The organism is Sanguibacter hominis ATCC BAA-789 (assembly GCF_012396185.1).
Classification (GTDB): domain Bacteria; phylum Actinomycetota; class Actinomycetes; order Actinomycetales; family Cellulomonadaceae; genus Flavimobilis; species Flavimobilis hominis.
Map to the genome: position 1 here is coordinate 1,355,416 of NZ_JAAXOW010000001.1, position 20,384 is coordinate 1,375,799.

The window sequence follows — 20,384 nt, forward strand, 5'->3', positions numbered from 1 at the left end:
GAGAACCGCCATGCCGCAGACCTCAGACGCCCGCCTCGCCCCGACCGGGCTGCGATCCCTCGCGACGGCGCCCGCCGCCCACCCTGACGCCGTCGTGCAGGGCGACCGATGGCGTGTGACCGTCCTGACGGACGGCCTCGTGCGCATCGAGCGTGCCGAGGACGGCGTGTTCGAGGACCGTGCGTCGACGTTCGCGATCAACCGGGCGCTGCCCGTCCCGCAGTTCCGCGTGGTCGAGACGGACACGCACGTCGAGATCCTCACGGACCGCCTGCACCTCGTCTACGACCGCGGCCCGCTGACGACCGCGGGGCTGAGCGTGCAGGTGCGTGGCAGCCTCACGCAGTACCACTCGATCTGGCGGTACGGCCAGGAGCCGTGGGACTACGAGGGCAACACGGCGGGGCTCGTGCGCCTGCCCGGGACGGCTCGCACGCTCGACGCGGCGGACGGCGCGGTGCCGCTCGAGGACGGCGTCGTCTCGCAGACAGGCTTCGCGGTCCTCGACGACTCGACGTCGTTCCTCCTCACGGACGACGGTTGGGTCGCACCGCGCGACGGGACACGCACCGACCTGTACGTCTTCGCGTACGGCGACGACTTCCCGGCCGCGCTGCGCGCGTTCTACGCGGTCTCGGGCTCGACGCCGCTCCTGCCGCGCTTCGCGCTCGGCTCCTGGTGGAGCCGCTACTACCCGTACACGGCTGACGGCTACCGCGAGCTCATGGAGCGGTTCGAGGCAGAGGGCCTGCCGTTCTCGGTCTCGGTCATCGACATGGACTGGCACCTCGTGGACATCCCCGAGCGCTTCGGGTCCGGCTGGACGGGCTACACGTGGAACCGCGAGCTGTTCCCCGACCCGAAGGGTCTGCTCGACTGGCTGCACGAGCACGACCTGCGCGTGACGCTCAACGTGCACCCGGCCGACGGCGTGCGGGCGTTCGAGGAGGCGTACCCCGAGATGGCGGCGGCGCTCGGGCGGGACACGTCGAACGAGGACGCGCTCGCGTTCGACGTCACCGACGAGCAGTTCCTGACCGCGTACTTCGACATCCTGCACCGTCGCCTCGAGGCGGACGGCGTGGACTTCTGGTGGCTCGACTGGCAGTCGGGCCCGCACTCTCGCGTGCCGGGGATCGACCCGCTGTGGATGCTGAACCACTTCCACTTCCTGGACTCGGCAGGCCGGCGGTCGGGGCGCGAGGTGCGCCCGCTGACGTTCTCGCGGTATGCGGGCCCGGGCTCGCACCGCTACCCGGTCGGGTTCAGCGGTGACACGTCGATCACGTGGGCGTCGCTCGACTTCCAGCCGTACTTCACGGCGTGCGCGTCGAACATCGGCTACGGCTGGTGGAGCCACGACATCGGCGGGCACATGCACGGCATCAAGGACGACGAGCTCGCGACGCGGTGGGTGCAGCTCGGGGTGTTCTCGCCGATCATGCGCCTGCACTCGGGCGCGAACCCGTTCATCCAGAAGGAGCCGTGGACGTTCGGGCCGCAGGCCCGCGAGGTGCAGACGCAGTTCCTCCGTCTGAGGCACCGGCTCGTGCCGTACCTGCACACGATGAACCACCGTGCGGCGTCGGACGGCGCGCCGCTCGTGGAGCCGCTGTACTACCGGTTCCCGCGCTCGCCGGAGGCGTACGCGTCGCCGAACGAGTACACGTTCGGCACGCAGCTCATGGTGCACCCGGTCACGGAGAAGCTGGACCCGCGCACGGGCCTGGGGCGTACGAGCACGTGGCTGCCGGGCGGTACGTGGGTCGACCTCATGACGGGTGTCGCGTACGACGGCGGCCGGGTCGTGCGGCTGCACCGCGACCTGCGGTCGATCCCCGTGCTCGCGGCGGCGGGGGCGGTCGTGCCGCTCGACGCCGCGCGCGTCCCGGGCAACGACACGTCGGCGCCGGTGGCGCTCGAGGTGATCGTCGTCGTCGGCGCGGACGGTTCGTTCGAGCTCGTGGAGGACGACGGCTCGCTCGAGCGTGCGGACCTGCCGACGGTGCGCACGCCGGTCGCGTGGGTGCAGGGTGAGGGGCGTGCCGTCGTCGGGCCGGTGTCCGTGTCGGGTGACGAGGCGGCCGCGCGTGCGGCGGTCCCGGCGCGACGTGACTGGACGCTGACGTTCCCGTCCGTCGACCTGGGCTGGGGTGGCACCGCGACGGCGACGGTCGACGGCGTGGACGTGCCGGTCCGGCTCGATGCGCGTGCCCCGCTGCTGGGGGACGCCGGAGGGTGGGGGCTCGCGGTGACCGTCGCGGACGTCCCGGTGGACGCGCGGCTCGAGGTCACGCTGCACCCGGTCGACGGCGGGCCGGTGCGCCTCGCGCCGAACGACGTCGCGCGGCACGTGTTCGAGATCCTCGATGCCGCGCGCATCGAGTACGACCTCAAGGACCTCGTGCGGTCGGTCGCGACGTCGGGCCAGCCGCTCGCGGTGCGTGTCTCGCACCTGCAGGCGCTCGGCCTCGAGCCTGCGCTCGAGGGTGCGGTGACGGAGGTCCTGCTCGCGCGGGCGTGAGCCCCGCCGCCCGCGCTGGGGCAGGTCAGGTGCGGTCGTGCAGGGTGATCTGGTAGCCGTCCGGGTCGGCGAAGACGAAGGTGCGGCCGAACGGGCCGTCGATCGGCGCCGAGACGATCGTGACGCCGTCGGCTGCCATGCGCGTGTGGATCGCGTCGGCGTCGGGTGCGTGGAGCCAGACGCCGACGCCGAGGCCGAGCTGCGGCGCGGAGTCGAGGTCGACGCCGGGGAGCGGGGTGCGGACGGCGAACGCCGCGGGCGTCGTGTCGAAGACGACGGCGTGGGGCGGGCCCGCCTGGCGGGTGAGGCCGAGGTACGTCTCGTAGAAGTGGGCGGAGGCGGCGAGGTCGCGTACCTGGAGCGAGATGAAGCCGGGGCCGGAGGCGGGCATGGTGTCTCCCTGGTCGAATTGATGTCAGTTATCTGACATCCGCGACGCTATGTCAGACTACTGACATGAGTCAACCGGCGCCCGCAGTCGACCTCGCGACCTCCCTCGGCTACCTGCTCAAGGAGACGTCCAACGCCCTGCGCCTCGCCATGGAGGCCGTGCTCCGCCCGCTCGGCATGACGATCACCCACTACTCCTGCCTCGAGCTGCTCGCACAGCGCCCCGGCCTGTCGAGCTCCGAGCTCGCCCGCGGCACGTTCGTGACCCGGCAGTCGATGAACGTGCTGCTGCAAGCGCTCGAGCGTGACGGAGTCGTCACCCGGCCCGACGCGCCCGAGGTCGGGCGCGTCCTGCCCGCCGAGCTCACCATGAAGGGTCGCGAGCAGCTCGCCGCCGCGAGCGCCGCGGTCCGAGCGGTCGAGGACCGCATGAAGAGGCTCCTCGACGCCGACGAGCAGGCGCACCTGCGCGACCTCCTGTCCCGCTGCGCCCAGTCGCTCCGCGACGGGCAGGACCACGCTCCGGTCGGGTCGCCGTCGGGCAGCGAGCGCGGCTGACCCGCGCAGCCCGCCGCGCGGCGCGCGCACCCGAGCGGCGCCGCGGCGCGCGAAGATGAGCACATGCGCATCGCACTCGTGACCCTCGGCGGGACGATCAGCTCGGAGCCGCTCGACGGTGCGGGGCCCTCCTCGCCCGGCCCTGACGCCGGGGGCGGCGGCGTCGTCCCCGTGTCCGGGGCAGCGACGTTCGCGCGCGAGGTCGCGCGCTTCGTCCCTGGGATCGAGGTCGTGCCGGTCGAGGCGCAGATGGTGCCGTCGTCGTCGCTCTCGGTCGCGGACCTGCGCGGGCTCGCCGCGCGCATCGCGGCCCTGGTCGAGGAGGGCGACGGCGTGGACGGCGTCGTCGTCGCGCAGGGCACCGACACGATCGAGGAGACGGCGTTCGCGCTCGACCTCGTCGGCGCGGCCGACGAGGTGCCGGTCGTCGTGACCGGAGCGATGCGCGACCGCTCCGCACCAGGGCCCGACGGCGCCGCGAACGTCGTCGCTGCGCTGCGCGCCGCAGCGAGTCACGACGTGCGCGGCCGCGGTGTGCTCGTCGCGTTCGCCGACCGGCTGCACGCCGCGCGGTGGGTCACCAAGACGTCGACGTTCCGGGTCGACGCGTTCACGTCCGAGCCGTTCGGGCCCGTCGGGATCGTCGCTGAGGGGCGCGTCCGCCTCGGCTCCGCGCCGCGCCCGCTGCCGCCGTTCGAGATTCCGTCCGGGCCGCCCGCGCGGGTCGCGGTCGTGACGGCCGGGATCGGTGACGACCTCGCCGTCCTGCCTGCGCTCGCGGACCTCGGGTACGACGGCGCCGTGCTCGTCGCGACGGGAGCCGGCCACGTGCCCGCGGTGGCGGTCGAGAATGTCACGATGGCGGCGGCAGGCCTGCCGGTCGTGCTGTGCTCGCGCACGGGCGCCGGACCGGTCTTCACGCACACGTACGGCTACGAGGGCGGCGAGATCGACCTGATCGAGCGCGGCGTCATGCCCGCGGGCGTGCTCACGCCCGCGAAGGCACGGCTGCTGCTCATGCTGCTCGTCGCTACGGGGCTGACCGGCGCTGAGCTGCAACGGTCCTTCGCGCGCTACGCCGAGTCCTGAGCCGCCTCACGTCGTGATCCGCGCCTGCCCCTCGGCGTTGCGCGCGACGATCTTCATCTCCGCGCCCAGCGGGTCGCGGACGACGGCGAGCCGCCCGAACCCGCTCTCCTCCGGCTCCTTGACGACCGTGCCACCGTGCTCGACGACGGTCGCGACCGCAGCGTCCGCGTCGTCGACCAGGAAGTACACGTACCAGGCGCTCGGTGCGCCGTCGGGCAGGTAGCGGGCGGCGTCCATGATGCCGGCCTGCGGCTCGTCACCGACCATGTGCCGCGCGTACCGGAAGTCGTCCGTGTCAGACATGAGGTCGACGTCCCAGTCGAAGACGTGACGGTAGAAGTCGAGCGAGCGGCGGAAGTCGCCGTTCATCTCCTCGCACCAGGCGGGCGCACCGTGCACCTCTTCGAGGTCGAACCCGTTGAGACCCGCGGCCTGCCACGCGCCGATGCCGCCGCCCGCGGGGTCGAGGAAGAACGCGAACCGACCCATCCCGGGGATCTCCATCGGCTCGACGATCACCTGCCCGCCGGCCGTCGCGACGCGCGCCGCGGCAGCGTTGGCGTCCGTCACCGCGAGGTACACGGACCACATGTCGGCAGGGCCGTCGCCCTGGTGCGGCATGATCCCGCCGATCTGGTGGCCGTCCTTGGTGATCTGGGCGTAGCCGCCGTACTCGGGGCCGCCCTCCTCGAACTCCCAGCCGAACAGCGCGGCGTAGAACGCGCGGGCCCGTTCGGGGTCGGAGGTGTCGAGGTCGATCCAGACGGGGGAGCCGGTGTGGAAGGACGTGCGCACGGTCATGGGAGGCACCTTCGCTCGGGGATATCCACGCTACGAGCGTCGCGGCACGAGGGCATAGGGGCCTGCACCCGCCCGGCGTCGGTGGGTGCGGCTAGCGTGGCGGGCATGGCTGATCCGGATGCCGCCCCGATCCTCGACCTGGGCAGTCGTGCGGCGTGGCGTGCGTGGCTCGCGGAGCAGCACACGGTGTCGGACGGTGTGTGGGTGGTCCTCGCGCGCGGCGCGTCGGCGAGCACGGGCCTCGGCTACGAGGACGCGGTCCTCGAGGCGTTGTGCTTCGGCTGGATCGACGGTCGCGCCCGCCCGTACGAGGGTGAACGCTCGCTGCAGTGGTTCACGCGGCGCAAGGGGCGCTCGATGTGGGCGAGCTCGAACAAGTTGCGCGTCGAGCTGCTCGAGGCCGAGGGACTCATGACGGACGCCGGCCGCGCGGCGATCGCGGCGGCCCGCGCGTCGGGCATGTGGGAGCTGCTCGACGGGCCCGAGCGGCTCGAGGAGCCGCCCGAGCTCGCGGCCGCGCTCGACGCCGTGCCGCAGGCCCGTGCGACCTGGGACGCGTGCACGCCGAGCGTCCGCAAGATGGCGCTCACCCAGCTCGCGATGCTGCGCGGCGAGGAGTCGCGCGCGCGGAAGATCGCGGCGTTCGTGGAGCGGACGGCGTCGGGCGCGAAGCCCGTGTGACGGCCGGGCCTAGCAGCGTCCGGCGTGCGTGCTCGCCCGCGCGCGGTGCCTCAGCCGAGCGTGACGAGGAGCGCCGCGTACACCGCGGTGCCGCCCACGATGCTCAGCAGCGCGTTGCGCCGCCACAGGTGCAGGCCGACCGTGACGGCGAGGGCGACGGCCTCGACGAGACCGCGCGGCGCCGTCGTCCCGGCGGGTTCGCGGAGCGTGTAGATCACGAGGATCACCATGATGCCGACGGGCATGCGCGCACCGAGCCAGGCGACGGCGCGCGACTCGCGCAGCCGTTCGACGACGAGGAACGGTGCGGCGCGCAGCGCGAACGTCACCACGAGGAAGACGCCGAGCGCGGCGGCGACGTATCCGCCGTCAGGCACGCGGCGCCTCCCGTCGGCTGGTGAGGGCGAACCGCGCGACGAGCACGACGACGAACGTCGTCATCGCGACGACGAGCATGTAGTCGGGGGCGACGAGCTGTGCGCCGAGCGCGCACGCGCCCGCGATGATCGGTGCGGGCACGTCGCGGTGCGCGCTGAAGGCGTCGATGGCGAGCACCGCGAACAGGGCGGTCAGGGCGAAGCCGATGCCGGGGACGTCCGGCAGGAGGCCGCCCACCAGGGCGCCGGTGACACCCCCGACGACCCAGTACGCCTGGCACAGCACCTGGATCCACAGGATGCGGGCCTCCGAGAGGCTGCCGGGCGCGCGCGTCGCGACGACGGCGTACGTCTCGTCGGTGAGCGCGTACATCGCGTACAGGCGCCGCAGCGGGCCGCGGACCTCGTGCAGCGGGAACGACAGCGCGTAGAACACGTGCCGGAAGTTCACGAGGAACGTCGTCACGGCGATCGACGCGAGCGGCGTCGCTGCGAGCAGCAGCCCGACGGCGAGGAACTCGAGCGACCCGGCGTAGATCGTCAGCGAGAAGACCGGCGCCCACCACCACGCGAAGCCGGACTGCACGAGCAGCATGCCGAACGCGACGCCGAGCGGGAACAGACCGAAGCCGACGGCGGCGGTATCGCTGAGCGCGGCCCGCCAGGCCGGGTAGGCGGGGGCGGGCTCGGCGGGCATGCGGTCACGCTACCTCCGCCGACGCGGCGCGGGCGGGGAGGTCCGCGCTCGTTAGGGTGGGGCGTGCCCTCCTACCGCGTGACGCTGCTGATCGGTGACATGCGGGTCGGGCGGGCGCCCGAGGAGGTGCTGCCCGCGGCGGTCGACGCCGCCCGCGAGCTGACGACGGCGGAGTCGTGGGACCTCGCGATCCGGCACGGCATGCCGCGCATCACGGTGCGCTACATCGCGGACGACGACGCCGAGGCGTTCCGTGTCGCCGAGCTCGTGCGGGCGCGCACGAACCTCGTCGCCCAGGCCCGCGGCACGACGGTCACGCGCCGCTACGGCGGCCGCTTCTACCCGGTCGCGCCGCCCCACGGCACGTACTAGTGGACGCCGCCGCCCGCGCCACCCGACCCTCCGCTCGAGGTAGGCCCTCCCGCTCGAGGTAGGGCCTGTCACGTGAGGTAGTGCCTTGGAGGGCCCTACCTGGGGTGCGGCCCCCTACCTCGCGTGCAGCCCCCTACTTCGGCACCACCTCGCGTGGGGTAGGCCCTCCGCTCGAGGTAGGGCCTGTCACGTGAGGTAGTGCCCTGGAGGGCCCTACCTGGGGTGCGGCCCCCTACCTCGCGTGCAGCCCCCTACCCGGTGCGCGGTTCAGTGCAGGTCGGCGACGCGGGTGCCGACGTGGAGCGCCTCGAGGGTGCCCGCGCTCGCGGTGGCGAGCGTGGTGTCGAGAGCGGCGCGCGACCGCGCTGGCACGAGCAGCGTGAACGTCGCGGTCGCGGCGTACGCGACGTCGTCGAGCACCGCGTCGTGGTGGGTGACCCAGTCCCGCAGCACGTGCTCGATGCGCCCCGCCTCGGCGTGCGGGACGTCGACGAGCACCTCGTCGAGCAGGGCGCGCCGCACGATCGGGGCGCGGTCGAGCGTCTCGGAGACTGCGGAGGAGTAGGCGCGCACGAGCCCGCCGGCGCCGAGCAGGATCCCGCCGAAGTATCGGGTGACGACGGTGACGACGTCGGTCATGTTCCGATGGCGCAGCACCTCGAGCATGGGGATGCCGGCGGTGCCGGAGGGTTCGCCGTCGTCGGAGGAGCGTTGCTGGTCGGCGTGCGTGCCGACGACGAGCGCGACGCACGAGTGGCGTGCGTCCCAGAACTCCTTGCGGACGGCGGCGACGACGGCGTCCGCCTCGGCGACGGAGCCGACGTGCACGGCGCGTGCGATGAACCGGGACTTCTTGATGACGAGCTCGTGGACGGTGGTGCCGGCGACGGTCGAGGGCAGGGCCTCGGGTTCTCTCGCGCCGGTCACGGTCTCATCATCCCAGTCGCGGCCGGGCGCGCGGCGCGGCGAGGTGGCACGTCGAGCGGCGGACGGGCCGCGCCCGGAGGGCAGAGGCTCAGCCGCCCGGCAGCATCCGGGTCTCGGGCGCGGGGAGCTGTGCGGCGGGGGCGAGCGGCGACATGGCGCCGATGATCTGGTCGAGCACGGCGAGCGCGCGGCGGCTGCCCTCGGGCCCGACCTCGCGGACGGCGGCGTCGGTCGCGCGGATCTGCACGGCTTCGGCCTGGGTGAGGACGGCGCGGCCGGCGTCGGTGAGGTGGATCGCTGCCGCGCGGCCGGCGTCGTCGTGGACGATGCCGACGAGGCCGCGGGCGGCGAGGGACTCGGCGGTCGCGACGACGGCGTCGGTCGTCATGCCGACGGCGCGGCCGAGGCGGCGCGGGTGGTCGTCGTGCTCGTGGCGGGCGGCGTCGAGCGCGTCGAGGAGCGCGAGCTCGCTGCGGCGCAGGCCGGACTCCTGCTCGACGAGGTGGAGGAGGGTGTCACCGAGCTCCTTGAGCTGGTCGACGCGGTCGAGGATCGCGAGGGTGGTCGCGAAGTCGCCGGCGCTGGACGTGGGTTCGTGGCGGGCGTCGCTGCGCACGAGTGCGACGGTGCCCGGTGAGAGGTGCAGCGTGTCCGGGGAGGTGGCGACTGTGTCACTGTCCATGGTCACGAGCGTGTCACGGTGCGCTGTGAGGTCGCTGGGAGGAACGGTGGAGATCAGGAGGCGAGGCGGGGCAGGACGACGAGGAGCAGGTTGACAGCGGCGCCTGCGCCGCCGACGAGTGCGCCGGTGAGCGCGGTGCGTCGCGCGGCGAGGGCCTGCGTGCGGCGGCGTACGACGACGAACAGCACGACGGCGAGGGCCGCGAGCGCGAGGGGCGCGACGGTGAGGAGGCTCGTCGCTCCCGCGACGGCACCCACGGCGACCGTCGCGCCGGCGAGCCGCTCGTCGGTCCGGTGGCGGCCGTGCGCGAGGGTCGTCGGCTCCGGGGTGGTGGGCATGCGCCCCACCTTGGCGTGTCGTGGGCCGTGCGGCAAGAGCGTCCCGTCAGGGGGTGTCCTGCACGACGACCGCCTGCCCGCTGGTCTCGGTGCCTCCGCTGGTGCGGACGGTGAGCAGCCCGACGAGGCCGAGCACGACGAGCAGCTGGAGGGTCACGGCGATCCCGCCGAGCCAGACGCCGGCGGTCGCGAGGCCGGGCCGGGTGGTGCCGTCGCGGCGGGCGGACCGTCCGAGGATGATCGCGACGATGCCGAACGCGAGGCCGATGAAGGGCAGGAGGACGGCGGCGATGCCGGCGACGAGCGCGCCGACGGCGCTGGTGTCGCCTGGTGCGCGCGGCGCTGCGGGTGCGGGCTGAGGGGGCGTGCCTGCATCGACGATCCCGGACTCGAGGAGGCCTGCGGCGACGTCTTCGGGGGTGCCGAGCTGGGCGAGGATCGCGGTGATGTCGTCGTCGGTCGCGGGGTGCCCGAGCGAGGCGAGCGCGTCGTCGAGGTGCTCGCGGACGGATCCGAGGGCGTCGGCGCGGTCGACGGGGGAGGCGGTGGCGAGCATCCGGCCGAGGTCGTCGAGGTATCGGTCGACGCGGGCGGCGAGCGTGGGCTCGAGGGGGTGCTGCTGGGTGTCAGTCATGAGTGGCTCCCGAGGAGTGCGGAGTCGACCGCGTCGCGGAACTGGCTCCAGACGGTCGTGAACTGGTGGAGGGACTGGCGGCCGGCGGGCGTCAGCGAGTAGTAGCGGCGGGGCGGGCCTGACGGGGACTCGCGCCAGGAGGTCTCGACGAGTCCTTGGCGGCGCAGGCGGGCGAGGAGGGGGTAGAGGGTGCCTTCACCGTTCATGAGGATGCCGTCGGCGCTCAGGCGTGCGCCGATGTCGAGGCCGTAGGCCTCGCCGTCGCGGAGGAGGGCGAGGACGCAGTACTCGACGCTCCCGCGCCGCAGGTGCGACAGGATGGACTCGTCACCGGGTTCCATGCGTCACAAGGTACCTGCGAACCGGGAGCCCCACAAGGTGGTCCTGGGTGCTTCAGCCCGCGAGCAGCTTCCGGATCGCCCGAGCGAGCCCGTCCTCGGCGTTCGACGTCGTCACCCACGTCGCCTCCGCCTGCACCTCGGCCGACGCGTTCGCCATCGCGACCGACGTCCCTGCGTGCGCGAACATACCGAGGTCGTTCGGGCCGTCGCCCACCGCCGCCATCTCGGCACGCGCGATCCCCAGGTCGGCGGCGAGCTGGTCGATCCCGGTCGACTTGTCTACGCCCGGCGCGACGATCTCGAGGTAGTGCTCGCCCGACAAGAACGCGTCGCACCCCGCAGGGAGCGCGGCGGCGATCCCGGGCACCAGGTCCGGCAGCCCGTGCGCGGGCGGCACCATGAGCTTGTGCGGACCCGCCGCGCCGGGCGCGAGCTGCGCCTCGCCCAGGAGCCCCGCCGGGGCCTGGCCCGTCGCCTTCTGCTCCCACTCGCCGTACCCGTCCCAGCGGGACGGGAACCAGCCCGCGCCGTCGTACCAGTTCGCGACGTGCCCCGCGGCGAGGACCTGCTCGACGATCGTGCGCGCGACCTCGTGGTCGAGGCGTGTCGAGTGCAGCTCGGTGAACGTCCCGTCGGCGTGGCACTGCCCGACGAGCGCGCCCTGGAATGCGACGACGCAGCCCGCGAGCGGCGCGTACGGGACGTCGAGCAGCCCCAGCTCCTCGACGAGGTGCCGCATCGCGAGCGGCCCGCGAGCCGACGCGAGCACCACCGAGACACCCGCGGCGGTCGCCTCGGCGACCGCCGCGCGCACCTCGGCGGAGATGCGGTGGTCGGGCGTGAGGAGGGTCCCGTCGACGTCGGACGCGATCAGGCGGACGGGGGCGGTGGTGCCAGGCATGCGTCAAGCATGCCTGCTCGAGGCCGTGCCTCGTGCTGCGCGATACGGTCGAGGCCATGGACGACCTTCTCGACGTGCTCACCCTCGACCAGCTCCGGGCGCGGACGAGCGTCCGCTGGAGCCACTACCCGGACGACGTGCTCCCGCTGTGGGTCGCCGAGATGGACGTGCCGCTCGCGGAGCCGGTCCGCCAGGCGGTCCGCGCGCTCCTCGACGCGCACGACGTCGGCTACCCGCCGGAGGACGGGGCGCTCACGACGGCGTTCGCCGGGTTCGCGGCGCGGCGCTGGGGCTGGACCGTCGACCCGACGGCCGTGCGGCAGCTGACCGACGTCATGACGGCGGTGCAGACCGCCGTCGCAGCGGTCGTCGCCCCCGGTGGCGTCGTGATCGTCCCGACGCCCGTCTACGGACCGTTCCGCTGGTACACGGAGGGCGCTGGCCGCCGCGTCGAGACCGTCTCCTTGCGCGACGACCGGCTCGACGTGGCGGCGATCGACGCGACGGCCGCGCGCGTGCGCGCCGAGGTCGGCCCGGGAGCGGGCATCGCGCTGCTGCTGTGCAACCCGCACAACCCGACGGGCGTCGTGCACTCGCGCGAGGAGCTGGCAGCGCTCGCGGACGTCGCCGCACGGCACGACGTGCGGGTCGTGTCGGACGAGGCGCACGCCCCGCTCGTGCTGCCCGGCTCGCCCGCGTACGTCCCGTATCTCGAGGTGGACCCGCGCGGGCTCGCGGTGCACTCGGCGGCGAAGGCGTGGAACCTCGCGGGGTTCAAGTCGGCGCTGCTCGTCGCGGGGGACGAGGCGCACGACGTCCTCGCGCGCGTGCCTGCGTACCTGTCGGACGCCGTCGGGCACGTGAGCATGGCCGCGCACGCGGCCGCGTACCGCGAGGGGGAGGCGTGGCTCGACGAGCTGCTGCCCGCGCTCGCGCGTCGGCGCGACCTGCTGGTCGAGCTGGTGGGGGAGCACCTGCCGGGCGCGCGTGTCCGGGCGCCTGAGGCGACGTATCTCGGGTGGGTGGACCTGCGCGCGGCGGGTCCCGACGGCGCCGGGCTCGGCGACGACCCGGCGAAGGTCTTCCTCGTGGAGGGGCGGGTCGCGCTGTCGCGTGGCCTGGACTTCGGGCCGGGGGGTGAGGGCCACGTGCGGGTGAACTGTGCGACGCGGTCGGACGTGCTGAGGGAGGCGCTCGCGCGGATGGGCGAGGTGGCTGCCGGTCGTCGCGGGTGATCGACGTGTGACGGAGACGTCACCCGCAGCCCTTCACGATACCGACGAGGCGTTGGTAAATTTATCGACACCACGTCGGCAACCCGAAGGGTCCCCCATGTTCCTCGCACTGCGCGAGCTACGATTCGCGCGCACCCGCTTCGCGCTCATGGGCGCGGTCATCGCGCTCGTCTCCGTCCTCGTCGTCCTCCTGTCCGGCCTCTCCGCCGGCCTCGTCAACGACGGCGTCTCCGGACTCAAGCAGCTTCCCGTCACGCACTTCTCGTTCGAGGGGGGCACCAAGACGGACGCAGCGTTCACGCGCTCCATCATCGATGTCGAGCAGGTCGACAAGCTCGCCGAGCAGCCCGGCGTCACCGACGCCGCGCCGTACGGGCTCATGCTCGCCAACGCCAAGAAGGACGACGGCGGCCAGCCCGTCGACCTGACCCTCGTCGGCGTCGAGGAGGGCTCCTTCGTCGCGCCGTCCGCCGTCGCCGAGGGCGACCTCGTCGGCCAGGCCGACGGCATCGTCGTCTCGTCGACCGCGAAGGACGCCGGCCTCGAGCTCGGTGACAGGGTCACCCTCGAGCGGCTCGACCGCACCCTGACCGTCGTCGGCATCCTGCCCGAGCAGCACACGTTCGGCCACGTCGACATCGCGTACCTCCCGCTCGCCACCTGGCAGGAGCTGCACGCCGGCGGCGACGTCACCGTCGCTGCCGACGCCGAGGTCCCCGACGTCACGACCGCCGCCGCCCTGCGCGTCGACGGCGACTTCGACCCGGCCGCCACCGACGCCGCTCTCGGCACCACGACGCTGACCCTCAAGGCATCGTTCGGCGCCTCTCCCGGCTACTCGGCCGAGACCGCGACGCTCATGCTCATCCAGGTGTTCCTGTACGCGATCTCCGCGCTCGTCGTCGGCGCGTTCTTCACCGTCTGGACGATCCAGCGCCGCCACGAGATCGCCGTGATGCGCGCGATGGGTGCGACCCGCAAGTTCCTGCTCGCCGACAGCCTCGGCCAGGCCGCGCTGCTCCTCGCGGGCGCTATCGGCACCGGCTTCGCGGTCGGCATCGGGCTCGGTGCGCTCCTCCAGGGCACGGCGATGCCGTTCGCCCTCCAGGCTCCCGACCTCGCGGTCGCCGCAGTGCTCCTGGTCGTGCTCGGCATGGTCGGTGCTACCGCCGCCGTCATCCGCATCACCTCCGTCGACCCCCTGACCGCCCTGGGAGGGCAGCGATGAACGACTCCACCCAGTCCCGCTCCGTCCTCGAGCTCGAGGGTGTGACCCTGCGGCACGGCGACGGCGACTCGACCGTCACGGCGCTCGAGGCCGTCAACCTGGACGTCACCGCTGGCGAGCTCGTCGCGGTGGTCGGGCCGTCGGGCTCCGGCAAGTCCTCGCTCCTGGCTGTCGCCGGCGCGCTCGTGACTCCCGAGTCCGGCACCGTCCGGGTCGACGGCGTCGACCTGGGCTCGGCCGACGCGAGCACGAAGGCGCGGCTGCGTCGCGAGCGGATCGGCTTCGTGTTCCAGTCGGGCAACCTCATCCCGGCGCTGACGTGCCTCGACCAGCTGCGGCTCGCGCTCAAGATCGCGGGCATGTCGCCGGACGACGAGCGCGCTCGTGACCCGCGCGAGCTCCTCGACGCCGTGTCGATGAGCCACAAGGCGGACCGTCGCCCGCACGAGCTGTCCGGCGGTGAGCGGCAGCGCGTCGGTATCGCGCGCGCGTTCATGACGAGCCCCGCGCTGCTCCTCGTCGACGAGCCGACCGCGGCCCTCGACCGGGCGCGCAGCCACGAGGTCGTCGAGCTCCTCGCGAAGGAGGTCGCCACGTTCGGCGCCGGCGCGCTCATGGTCACCCACGACCACGACGTCCTCGAGCACTGCGACCGCGTGCTCGAGATGGTCGACGGCTCGCTCGGAGCGCCCGCCCGCTGACGAGGGCACGACTGCCCCGCGATCTCACGCACGACGCCGACCCCTGGCTGGGGGTCGGCGTCGTGCGTGGTCCAATAGTCACGAAGGAGGGGACATGCCGAGGATCAACGCCGCGACGCTCGTGGAGCACCGCGCGGCCCAGCGGCGCGCGGTGCTTGACGCCGCTCGCGAGCTCGTCTCGGAGCGGGGCGGGGACTTCACGCTCGGCCAGGTCGCCGCGAGGGCGGGGCTCGCCCGCCCGAGCCTCTACCAGTACTTCGCGTCACGCGAGGAGCTCGTCGAGGCCGTCGTGATGGACGTGTTCCCCCGCTGGTCGGCGCGGATCGTGGAGGTCGTCGAGGCTGCCTCCAGCCCGCGCGAGGCCGTCCTCGCGTATGCGGAGGTCAACCTCGAGCTCGTCGCGGGCGGGGAGCACGAGATCGCTGCCGCGCTCAGCACGATCGCCCCCCAGCCTGTCGTGGCGTTGCGCAGCGCGGAGATGCACCGGGAGATGCTCGAGCCCTTGGCGCGCACGCTCGGCCAGATGGGGGTCGACGACCCCGGCCGTGCGGCCGAGCTCGTCAACGCCGTCGTGCTCGCCGCGTCGCGGCAGGTCGAGTCGGGTGAGACTGTCGCCACGGTCATGAGCCGCGTCGAGGCTGTCCTCGCGCTCAGCGCGCGCACCTGACCGTTGCCGCTGCGGGGGATCAACTTCGCCACGAAAGACGAGACGACCGGGACCGGCTGAGCCGGCACCGGTCGTCAGTGCGTCGTGGGGACGGTCAGAGGGCGACCTCGAACCAGACGGACTTGAGCTGGCCGTCGAGCTCGTCGTAGCCCACGCCCCAGCGCGTCGCGAGCATGTCGACCAGGGCGACACCGCGACCGCCGGGCTGCGTGGGCGGCGGGTGCTTGATGATCGGCAGGTCACGGGCGCAGTCGCGCACCTCGACGCGTGCGCGCTCCGCGTTGACGTGGATGATGAGGGAGACCGGCGGGACGGCGTGCGCCACCGCGTTCGTGACGACCTCGCTGACCAGCAAGATCATCACGTTGAGGGTCTCGCCCTCGATCCCAGCCTCGGTGAGCAGGTCGTGGGCCCATCGGCGTGCGGGCGCGATCGCTGCGAAGTGCGGCTCGATCTCGAGCGCGTGCTGCATGCGGTCCCTCCCTCCAGTGCCGTCCGGCACCGTCTGCGGACCCGGTGATCGTATCCGGGATCGGTGCCATCGCGTTGAACCCAGGGTTTCCTGGGATACGGGGCGTCGCAACTCGAGGGATGGGTGCAGGGGCCTCGTGGTGGGGAGGTCGGGCGGCGCGTCGCCCGGTCAGACGGCCGGCGTGCCGTACGGTGGTGACACGAGGGGGCCAGATTTCGCAGGATCCCGCGATTTCAGGCATGATTCCCTACGCTTGACCATGTCCCGCCGAACGGCAGGCACAGTTAGTCCACAGCTCGCCGCGACGTCCCTGCCGTGGCGTGACCCGATGAAGGGAATCGCATGTCGCTCAACCGCTCTGACCTCGTCTCGGCCATCGCCGCCAAGGCTGACCTGACCAAGGCTGACGCTGACAAGGCCGTCGCCGCGCTCCAGGAGGTCCTGATCGAGTCGCTCGCCGCTGGCGAGGCTGTCAAGGTCACGGGCCTGCTCTCCGTCGAGCGCGTCGAGCGCGCTGCTCGCACGGGCCGCAACCCGCGCACGGGCGAGGAGATCCAGATCCCCGCTGGCTTCGGCGTCAAGATCTCGGCCGGCTCGCTCCTGAAGAAGGCCGTCGCCAAGTAAGGCACGCAGTACTCGCGAGAGACCCCGCCCCGGTCCTGACCGGTGGCGGGGTCTCTGCGTGCGGAGGCAGTCGCGCAGGTCACGGTCGCCGTGATTTGACCGTGGTTCCGCGGCCCCCGTACGATGAGGTGATCAGTGACCGCTCCCCGGGCCTTAGCTCGCTGTGCCGGAGCAAGGTTTCAACCCGAGAAAGGACGATCATGGCAGTTCCGAAGCGGAAGATGTCCCGCTCCAACACCCGTGCCCGCCGCTCGCAGTGGAAGGCGACGGAGACGCAGCTCGTCGAGGCTCGCGTTGACGGCCAGACGGTCCGCATCCCGCGTCGCCTGGTCAAGGGCGCGCAGCGCGGCCTGGTGAACGTCGAGGCCTGAGCCTCACGCACCGCACAGTTTCCACGAAGGCCCCCGATCCGCACGGATCGGGGGCCTTCGTCATGCTGGTCAGCCGTCGGGCGGCCTGGCGCTTCTGCCGCTTCTGGCGCCAAGGCGACTGCGGCTAGAGGTCGCCCTTCTTCTGCAGGTGGTGCATCGCGAGCCACCCGATCGGGATGCGCACCCAGTACGTCATGACACGGAACAGCATGACCACGGTCGCGGCGATACCGGCGGGCACGCCCGCGGTGGCGGTGAGAGATCCCGCGAGCACGAGCTCGATCGCACCGACGCCGCCCGGGGTCGGCGCGGCGGCCCCGACGGTGTTGCCGATCAGGTAGATCACGGCGACGTCGATCAGGGAGACGGACTGCCCGAAGGCGCGCAGGGCGGCGTCGAACGCGAACACGAGGCCGAGCGTCAGGACCGAGTTGCCGAGCAGCGCGACGAGGAGACGCTTGGGGTCGGAGAACACGGAGGAGAGGCGCGGCCAGGTCTGAGCCCACAGCGGCTCGACGCGGGCGACGATCCAGCGGCGCAGCCGCGGGACGAGCATGACGGCGGTGATGAGGAGCCCCAGGATGCCCACGGCCACGAGCACGGGCGCGGACGGGAGCGCTCGCAGGAGGCCGCCGTCACCGCTGACGACCGTGAGGACGGCGAGCAACGCGACGGTGACGACGACCTGCGACACCTGGACGAGCGCGACCGTCGCGCCGGCGAGCGCGCCGGACACCCCGCGCCGCGTGAGCAGGCGCAGGTTGAGCGCGGCTGACCCGATGCCGGCGGGTGCGGCGAGCGCCACGTACGACGACGCTGCCTGCGTCAGGGTCGCCCGCCACACCCCGATACGCACGGGGGAGAAGGCGAGGAAGCCGAGCGCCGCGCCCAGCCAGGTGATCGTGCCCGCCGCGAAGCACACGAGCGCCCACCACGGGTTGGCGGTCGCGACGGCGGCGGTGATCTGCTGGAAGTTGAGCTTGGTGACGATCACGACGACGGCGACGAGCGTGAGCGTCACGGTGATGATGGTGCGCGCGCCGAAGCGCACGAGCCGCTCAGGTTCGAGGTTCGCCTCGGGGAGCCGTTGCGCGATCTCGGTGCGCAGCTCGCCGAGGACGGGGCTCTTCTCGGAGCGGATCTCCTCGCGCGTGGAGCGCGGCAGCGCGACCGTCTGCAGGAGCGGGCCGAGCGACTCGACGACGACGTCGTCGACCAGCTCACCTGCCGACGCGAGGGCGCGCTGCGGCCCGACGCGCAGCGCGAGGAGCGTGAGCATCTGGGTGAGGTCCATGCGGCGTGCGAGCGTCGACGACGCGATGTCGCCGTTCTCCCACCCGGTGAGCCACACCTGGGGCTCGCCGTGGGTCTGCGCGACGAGGACGACGTCGGCGGTCAGGGAGCGGTGCGCGAGGCCGACCGAGTGGGCGCGCAGGAGCTGGCGCCAGCACTCGCGCAGCACCTCGTCGGTGAGGGCGTCGGCGTCGAGGTCCCGCAGCGAGACCGTGCCGGCGGCGTGCTCCTGGATGAGCAGCATCGAGTCGGCAGCCTCGGCGACGCCGAGGAGCTCGGGCGTGCGGACCCCCGCCGAGCGGGCGGCGTGCATGAGGAGCGCGGCCCGCTCCGCGACGGAGCGCAGCGAGATCGCGGAGCGACCCTCGAGGCCGCGCATGCGCAGGGAGCGCCACGCACGGGTGAGGAAGCCGAGGACCTGACGCTCGCCGTCGAGCACGACGACGTCGAGGCGGTCCCGCTCGGCTGTCGTGAGGGCGTAGACGCGGTGGTCGGCGGAGCGCAGGAGCGCGAGCGCCGACGGGTCGAACGACGACGCGTCGGGCGTCCCGACGACCGTCTCGACGGCGCTGCCCGACCACCACGGCCCGGACCGCGGGATGGGCTGAGGGTCGGACACGGTGCCCTGCGGGCTGACGGAGCGTTCGACGTCGTCGGGCGCGTCCGTGAGGTCGCGGACCCTCACGAGGCTGAGCGGCTCGAACCCGGCGCGACGGACGCCGTCGACCAGGTCGGCGCCGTGGGCGCGCTCCGAGCGGACGCCGGAGACGTAGCGGACGGTGAGGCCGCCGATGCGACCGACGAGGAGCATGACCGCCACGCCTGGCAGCGAGACCTGGGCGGTGATGAGGAAGACGATGATCGTGACCCACAGGAGGTTCCACGACCAGCCGACGGTGCGGCGTCGGGTGCGTGGGCCGGATCCGGTGAGAAGGCCGGAGATCGCGGCGACGAACGCAGGCAGCGAGAGTGTCGCGACCCCTCCCTGGAGGATCGACAGGCCCGAGCGCAGGTCCTCCGACGCGAGCGCGTCGACGAGGACGTACGCGAGGAGCGCGAGCACGAGGCTCACGCCGGCGGCGGTGAGCGCCTCGACGAGCTGCCGGCCCAGGCGCCGCACCGAGAGGTCGACGACGACGGCGAGCGGCACGATGAGCGTGACGAGGCTCTCGAGGATCGCGACGGGGAAGAGCAGGATGCGGCCGAGGAGCCGCGAGAAGCCCTGGACGTCCTGCTGCACGCCGACCGTCGTCGCGTGCGCGAAGACCGTCAGCAGGAGGATGACGCCGATGCCGAGCAGGCACAGCGTGATCGCGACGAGGTCCTGCGGGCGGCGGACGCGGTCGGACGGCGCGTCGACGAGACGGACATAGCCAGACTCGCCGATCCCGGGGAGCTGGTCGTGGTGCGGGTCGCCGACCGTGCGGGTGCGACCCGCGGTCGCAGGACGGGAGACGCCCGGCGCGGGAGCGTCGGCCGTCCCGTGGTCGTCGAACGTGTGCGGCATGGGTCCGAGTCTAGGGCGGCAGCCCCGCCGTTCCGCGGTGTATCTGGGCTGTATGCACCCCTCGGACGGCAAGTCCATACCCGGGTCGTAGCCCCGGAGGTCGGGCCTCCGTCCAGGGGCGGAGGAGATCAGCTCACGCCGAGCGCGGCGAGCAGGCTCGCAGGTAGCAGGGCGTAACCGACGAACGCGACGATGTCGAGCAGCGTGTGCGCCATGACGAGCGGCATGGTCCGACGGCGTCCCCAGCGGGAGACGTAGAAAGCGCCGAACACGACGCCCATGACGACGTTCCCGACGAACGGCCCGAAGCCCTGGTACAGGTGGTACGAGCCGCGCAGCAGCGCCGACGCGGCGATCGCGGCGGGGACGGACCAGCGCAGCTCGCGCAGCCGTTCGAGCAGGTACCCGACGACGATGATCTCCTCGACGAGCGCGTTCTTGAGCGCGAGGAGGATCAGCATCGGCACGGTCCACCAGTACTCGGCCAGGTTGGCGGCCTGCACCTCGACCGTGATACCGATCGCCCGGCCGAGCGCGTAGAACCCGAGACCGGGGATGCCGATGGCAGCGGCGAGGGCGAACCCCCAGCCGATGTCACGCAGCGGGCGGGCCCGGTCGAGCCCGAGCCGCACCAGCGCCGAGCGCCCCGGCTCGGACAGCAGGTACAGCGCGAGGGCGACGGGGACGAGCACGAAGAAGAGCGACAACAGCTGGTAGGCGAGGTCGACCCACGGTCGCTCCGCCATCGCCGTGTTGATCGCCGCGGCCTGGTCGCCGAGCGCCACGGGGGCGCTGAGCCGTTCGAGGATGTTCGCGATCGCGTACACCGCGCTCTTGCCGAGCGACAGGCCCAGCACGATCCAGATCTCGACGCCGAGCCGGCGCCGCTCGTAGCGCGACAGCGGGGTCTCGAGCGTGGAGTCGGTCATGTGCTGCTTTATAGCAGGCTGTGCTCGGCCGTGGGTCGACCGGGG

General features: G+C 72.9%; 24 protein-coding genes. 11 read left to right on the forward strand and 13 right to left on the reverse strand.

Translation table 11 applies throughout. The annotated features are described in order from the left end of the window. Positions 1–10: 10 nt before the first annotated feature. Positions 11–2,524, forward strand: coding sequence for a glycoside hydrolase family 31 protein (locus HF995_RS06205; protein ID WP_168446854.1), 2,514 nt, complete (start codon positions 11–13; stop codon positions 2,522–2,524). 25 nt (positions 2,525–2,549) lie between these two features. Here the strand turns inward: HF995_RS06205 and HF995_RS06210 are convergent, their stop codons facing one another. Beyond that, entirely contained in the window at positions 2,550–2,915 is a 366-nt protein-coding gene (locus tag HF995_RS06210) for a VOC family protein (RefSeq protein ID WP_168446855.1), read from the reverse strand. A gap of 65 nt (positions 2,916–2,980) precedes the next feature. On the opposite strand from HF995_RS06210, the gene HF995_RS06215 reads away from it, so the two are divergent. Beyond that, on the forward strand, positions 2,981–3,472 hold the full coding sequence (locus HF995_RS06215) for a MarR family winged helix-turn-helix transcriptional regulator (RefSeq protein ID WP_168446856.1): 492 nt from the start codon (positions 2,981–2,983) through the stop codon (positions 3,470–3,472). 63 nt (positions 3,473–3,535) lie between these two features. After that, on the forward strand, positions 3,536–4,561 hold the full coding sequence (locus HF995_RS06220; protein ID WP_168446857.1) for an asparaginase: 1,026 nt from the start codon (positions 3,536–3,538) through the stop codon (positions 4,559–4,561). Between the two features lie 6 nt (positions 4,562–4,567). Here the strand turns inward: HF995_RS06220 and HF995_RS06225 are convergent, their stop codons facing one another. After that, the gene (locus tag HF995_RS06225; RefSeq protein WP_168446858.1) at positions 4,568–5,362 is read right to left on the reverse strand and encodes a VOC family protein; all 795 of its coding nucleotides are present in this window, start codon (positions 5,360–5,362) and stop codon (positions 4,568–4,570) included. A 105-nt stretch (positions 5,363–5,467) separates the two neighbouring features. On the opposite strand from HF995_RS06225, the gene HF995_RS06230 reads away from it, so the two are divergent. Beyond that, complete coding sequence (locus HF995_RS06230) at positions 5,468–6,043, forward strand: YdeI/OmpD-associated family protein (RefSeq protein ID WP_168446859.1); 576 nt, start codon at positions 5,468–5,470, stop codon at positions 6,041–6,043. A 50-nt stretch (positions 6,044–6,093) separates the two neighbouring features. Here the strand turns inward: HF995_RS06230 and HF995_RS06235 are convergent, their stop codons facing one another. Beyond that, positions 6,094–6,420: a branched-chain amino acid transporter permease gene (locus tag HF995_RS06235; protein WP_168446860.1), complete on the reverse strand. Its 327-nt coding sequence runs from the start codon at positions 6,418–6,420 to the stop codon at positions 6,094–6,096. Next, positions 6,413–7,117 carry an AzlC family ABC transporter permease gene (locus HF995_RS06240; protein WP_168446861.1) on the reverse strand — a complete coding sequence of 235 codons (705 nt, stop codon included), beginning with the start codon at positions 7,115–7,117 and terminating at the stop codon, positions 6,413–6,415. Before HF995_RS06240 ends, HF995_RS06235 begins: the two co-directional genes overlap by 8 nt. Before the next feature lie 63 nt (positions 7,118–7,180). On the opposite strand from HF995_RS06240, the gene HF995_RS06245 reads away from it, so the two are divergent. Next, positions 7,181–7,489, forward strand: coding sequence for a hypothetical protein (locus HF995_RS06245; protein ID WP_168446862.1), 309 nt, complete (start codon positions 7,181–7,183; stop codon positions 7,487–7,489). Positions 7,490–7,756: 267 nt separating this feature from the next. On the opposite strand, the gene HF995_RS06250 is transcribed toward HF995_RS06245, so the two are convergent. From HF995_RS06250 to HF995_RS06275, 6 genes are all read right to left on the reverse strand, one after another. Further along, positions 7,757–8,416, reverse strand: a complete 660-nt coding sequence (locus tag HF995_RS06250; protein ID WP_168446863.1) for an IMPACT family protein — start codon at positions 8,414–8,416, stop codon at positions 7,757–7,759. Between the two features lie 88 nt (positions 8,417–8,504). Then, positions 8,505–9,098, reverse strand: a complete 594-nt coding sequence (locus HF995_RS06255) for a hypothetical protein (RefSeq protein ID WP_168446864.1) — start codon at positions 9,096–9,098, stop codon at positions 8,505–8,507. A gap of 53 nt (positions 9,099–9,151) precedes the next feature. Next, the gene (locus HF995_RS06260) at positions 9,152–9,436 is read right to left on the reverse strand and encodes a hypothetical protein (protein WP_168446865.1); all 285 of its coding nucleotides are present in this window, start codon (positions 9,434–9,436) and stop codon (positions 9,152–9,154) included. A gap of 46 nt (positions 9,437–9,482) precedes the next feature. Then, positions 9,483–10,070, reverse strand: a complete 588-nt coding sequence (locus HF995_RS06265; protein ID WP_168446866.1) for an HAAS signaling domain-containing protein — start codon at positions 10,068–10,070, stop codon at positions 9,483–9,485. After that, entirely contained in the window at positions 10,067–10,411 is a 345-nt protein-coding gene (locus HF995_RS06270) for a PadR family transcriptional regulator (protein WP_168446867.1), read from the reverse strand. Before HF995_RS06270 ends, HF995_RS06265 begins: the two co-directional genes overlap by 4 nt. A gap of 52 nt (positions 10,412–10,463) precedes the next feature. After that, on the reverse strand, positions 10,464–11,312 hold the full coding sequence (locus HF995_RS06275) for a Cof-type HAD-IIB family hydrolase (protein ID WP_168446868.1): 849 nt from the start codon (positions 11,310–11,312) through the stop codon (positions 10,464–10,466). 56 nt (positions 11,313–11,368) lie between these two features. On the opposite strand from HF995_RS06275, the gene HF995_RS06280 reads away from it, so the two are divergent. The 4 genes from HF995_RS06280 to HF995_RS06295 all read left to right on the forward strand — a co-directional run bounded on the left by HF995_RS06280 (position 11,369) and on the right by HF995_RS06295 (position 15,143). After that, positions 11,369–12,547: a MalY/PatB family protein gene (locus HF995_RS06280; RefSeq protein WP_168446869.1), complete on the forward strand. Its 1,179-nt coding sequence runs from the start codon at positions 11,369–11,371 to the stop codon at positions 12,545–12,547. 97 nt (positions 12,548–12,644) lie between these two features. Next, complete coding sequence (locus HF995_RS06285; RefSeq protein ID WP_168446870.1) at positions 12,645–13,775, forward strand: ABC transporter permease; 1,131 nt, start codon at positions 12,645–12,647, stop codon at positions 13,773–13,775. Next, a complete protein-coding gene (locus tag HF995_RS06290) occupies positions 13,772–14,476 on the forward strand; it encodes an ABC transporter ATP-binding protein (protein ID WP_168446871.1) in 705 nt (234 codons plus the stop codon). The genes HF995_RS06285 and HF995_RS06290 overlap by 4 nt, the downstream gene beginning before the upstream one ends. A gap of 94 nt (positions 14,477–14,570) precedes the next feature. Then, positions 14,571–15,143, forward strand: coding sequence for a TetR/AcrR family transcriptional regulator (locus tag HF995_RS06295; RefSeq protein ID WP_168446872.1), 573 nt, complete (start codon positions 14,571–14,573; stop codon positions 15,141–15,143). Positions 15,144–15,237: 94 nt separating this feature from the next. Here HF995_RS06295 and HF995_RS06300 read toward each other — a convergent pair whose 3' ends face one another. Further along, positions 15,238–15,615, reverse strand: coding sequence for an ATP-binding protein (locus HF995_RS06300; protein ID WP_168446873.1), 378 nt, complete (start codon positions 15,613–15,615; stop codon positions 15,238–15,240). Between the two features lie 342 nt (positions 15,616–15,957). Between HF995_RS06300 and HF995_RS06305 the strand changes: the two genes are divergently transcribed. Continuing rightward, positions 15,958–16,239 (forward strand): HU family DNA-binding protein, encoded by a 282-nt coding sequence (locus tag HF995_RS06305; protein ID WP_168446874.1) that lies wholly within the window; start codon positions 15,958–15,960, stop codon positions 16,237–16,239. Positions 16,240–16,439: 200 nt separating this feature from the next. Then, positions 16,440–16,610: a 50S ribosomal protein L32 gene (rpmF, locus tag HF995_RS06310; protein WP_168446875.1), complete on the forward strand. Its 171-nt coding sequence runs from the start codon at positions 16,440–16,442 to the stop codon at positions 16,608–16,610. A gap of 124 nt (positions 16,611–16,734) precedes the next feature. Here rpmF and HF995_RS06315 read toward each other — a convergent pair whose 3' ends face one another. Then, a complete protein-coding gene (locus HF995_RS06315; protein WP_168446876.1) occupies positions 16,735–19,410 on the reverse strand; it encodes a lysylphosphatidylglycerol synthase transmembrane domain-containing protein in 2,676 nt (891 codons plus the stop codon). 128 nt (positions 19,411–19,538) lie between these two features. Next, positions 19,539–20,339, reverse strand: coding sequence for a CPBP family intramembrane glutamic endopeptidase (locus HF995_RS06320; RefSeq protein WP_168446877.1), 801 nt, complete (start codon positions 20,337–20,339; stop codon positions 19,539–19,541). Positions 20,340–20,384: the final 45 nt, after the last annotated feature.

Excerpts from the sequence above, each read along its gene's own strand:
- HF995_RS06290 (WP_168446871.1), top strand. The coding sequence starts at position 13,772 with ATGAACGACTCCACCCAGTCCCGCTCCGTCCTCGAGCTCGAGGGTGTG.
- HF995_RS06315 (WP_168446876.1), bottom strand. The coding sequence starts at position 19,410 with ATGCCGCACACGTTCGACGACCACGGGACGGCCGACGCTCCCGCGCCG.
- HF995_RS06220 (WP_168446857.1), top strand. The coding sequence starts at position 3,536 with ATGCGCATCGCACTCGTGACCCTCGGCGGGACGATCAGCTCGGAGCCG.
- HF995_RS06275 (WP_168446868.1), bottom strand. The coding sequence starts at position 11,312 with ATGCCTGGCACCACCGCCCCCGTCCGCCTGATCGCGTCCGACGTCGAC.
- rpmF (WP_168446875.1), top strand. The coding sequence starts at position 16,440 with ATGGCAGTTCCGAAGCGGAAGATGTCCCGCTCCAACACCCGTGCCCGC.
- HF995_RS06295 (WP_168446872.1), top strand. The coding sequence starts at position 14,571 with ATGCCGAGGATCAACGCCGCGACGCTCGTGGAGCACCGCGCGGCCCAG.
- HF995_RS06255 (WP_168446864.1), bottom strand. The coding sequence starts at position 9,098 with ATGGACAGTGACACAGTCGCCACCTCCCCGGACACGCTGCACCTCTCA.
- HF995_RS06300 (WP_168446873.1), bottom strand. The coding sequence starts at position 15,615 with ATGCAGCACGCGCTCGAGATCGAGCCGCACTTCGCAGCGATCGCGCCC.
- HF995_RS06270 (WP_168446867.1), bottom strand. The coding sequence starts at position 10,411 with ATGGAACCCGGTGACGAGTCCATCCTGTCGCACCTGCGGCGCGGGAGC.
- HF995_RS06240 (WP_168446861.1), bottom strand. The coding sequence starts at position 7,117 with ATGCCCGCCGAGCCCGCCCCCGCCTACCCGGCCTGGCGGGCCGCGCTC.
- HF995_RS06260 (WP_168446865.1), bottom strand. The coding sequence starts at position 9,436 with ATGCCCACCACCCCGGAGCCGACGACCCTCGCGCACGGCCGCCACCGG.
- HF995_RS06285 (WP_168446870.1), top strand. The coding sequence starts at position 12,645 with ATGTTCCTCGCACTGCGCGAGCTACGATTCGCGCGCACCCGCTTCGCG.
- HF995_RS06265 (WP_168446866.1), bottom strand. The coding sequence starts at position 10,070 with ATGACTGACACCCAGCAGCACCCCCTCGAGCCCACGCTCGCCGCCCGC.
- HF995_RS06320 (WP_168446877.1), bottom strand. The coding sequence starts at position 20,339 with ATGACCGACTCCACGCTCGAGACCCCGCTGTCGCGCTACGAGCGGCGC.
- HF995_RS06305 (WP_168446874.1), top strand. The coding sequence starts at position 15,958 with ATGTCGCTCAACCGCTCTGACCTCGTCTCGGCCATCGCCGCCAAGGCT.
- HF995_RS06280 (WP_168446869.1), top strand. The coding sequence starts at position 11,369 with ATGGACGACCTTCTCGACGTGCTCACCCTCGACCAGCTCCGGGCGCGG.
- HF995_RS06210 (WP_168446855.1), bottom strand. The coding sequence starts at position 2,915 with ATGCCCGCCTCCGGCCCCGGCTTCATCTCGCTCCAGGTACGCGACCTC.
- HF995_RS06230 (WP_168446859.1), top strand. The coding sequence starts at position 5,468 with ATGGCTGATCCGGATGCCGCCCCGATCCTCGACCTGGGCAGTCGTGCG.
- HF995_RS06225 (WP_168446858.1), bottom strand. The coding sequence starts at position 5,362 with ATGACCGTGCGCACGTCCTTCCACACCGGCTCCCCCGTCTGGATCGAC.
- HF995_RS06215 (WP_168446856.1), top strand. The coding sequence starts at position 2,981 with ATGAGTCAACCGGCGCCCGCAGTCGACCTCGCGACCTCCCTCGGCTAC.
- HF995_RS06205 (WP_168446854.1), top strand. The coding sequence starts at position 11 with ATGCCGCAGACCTCAGACGCCCGCCTCGCCCCGACCGGGCTGCGATCC.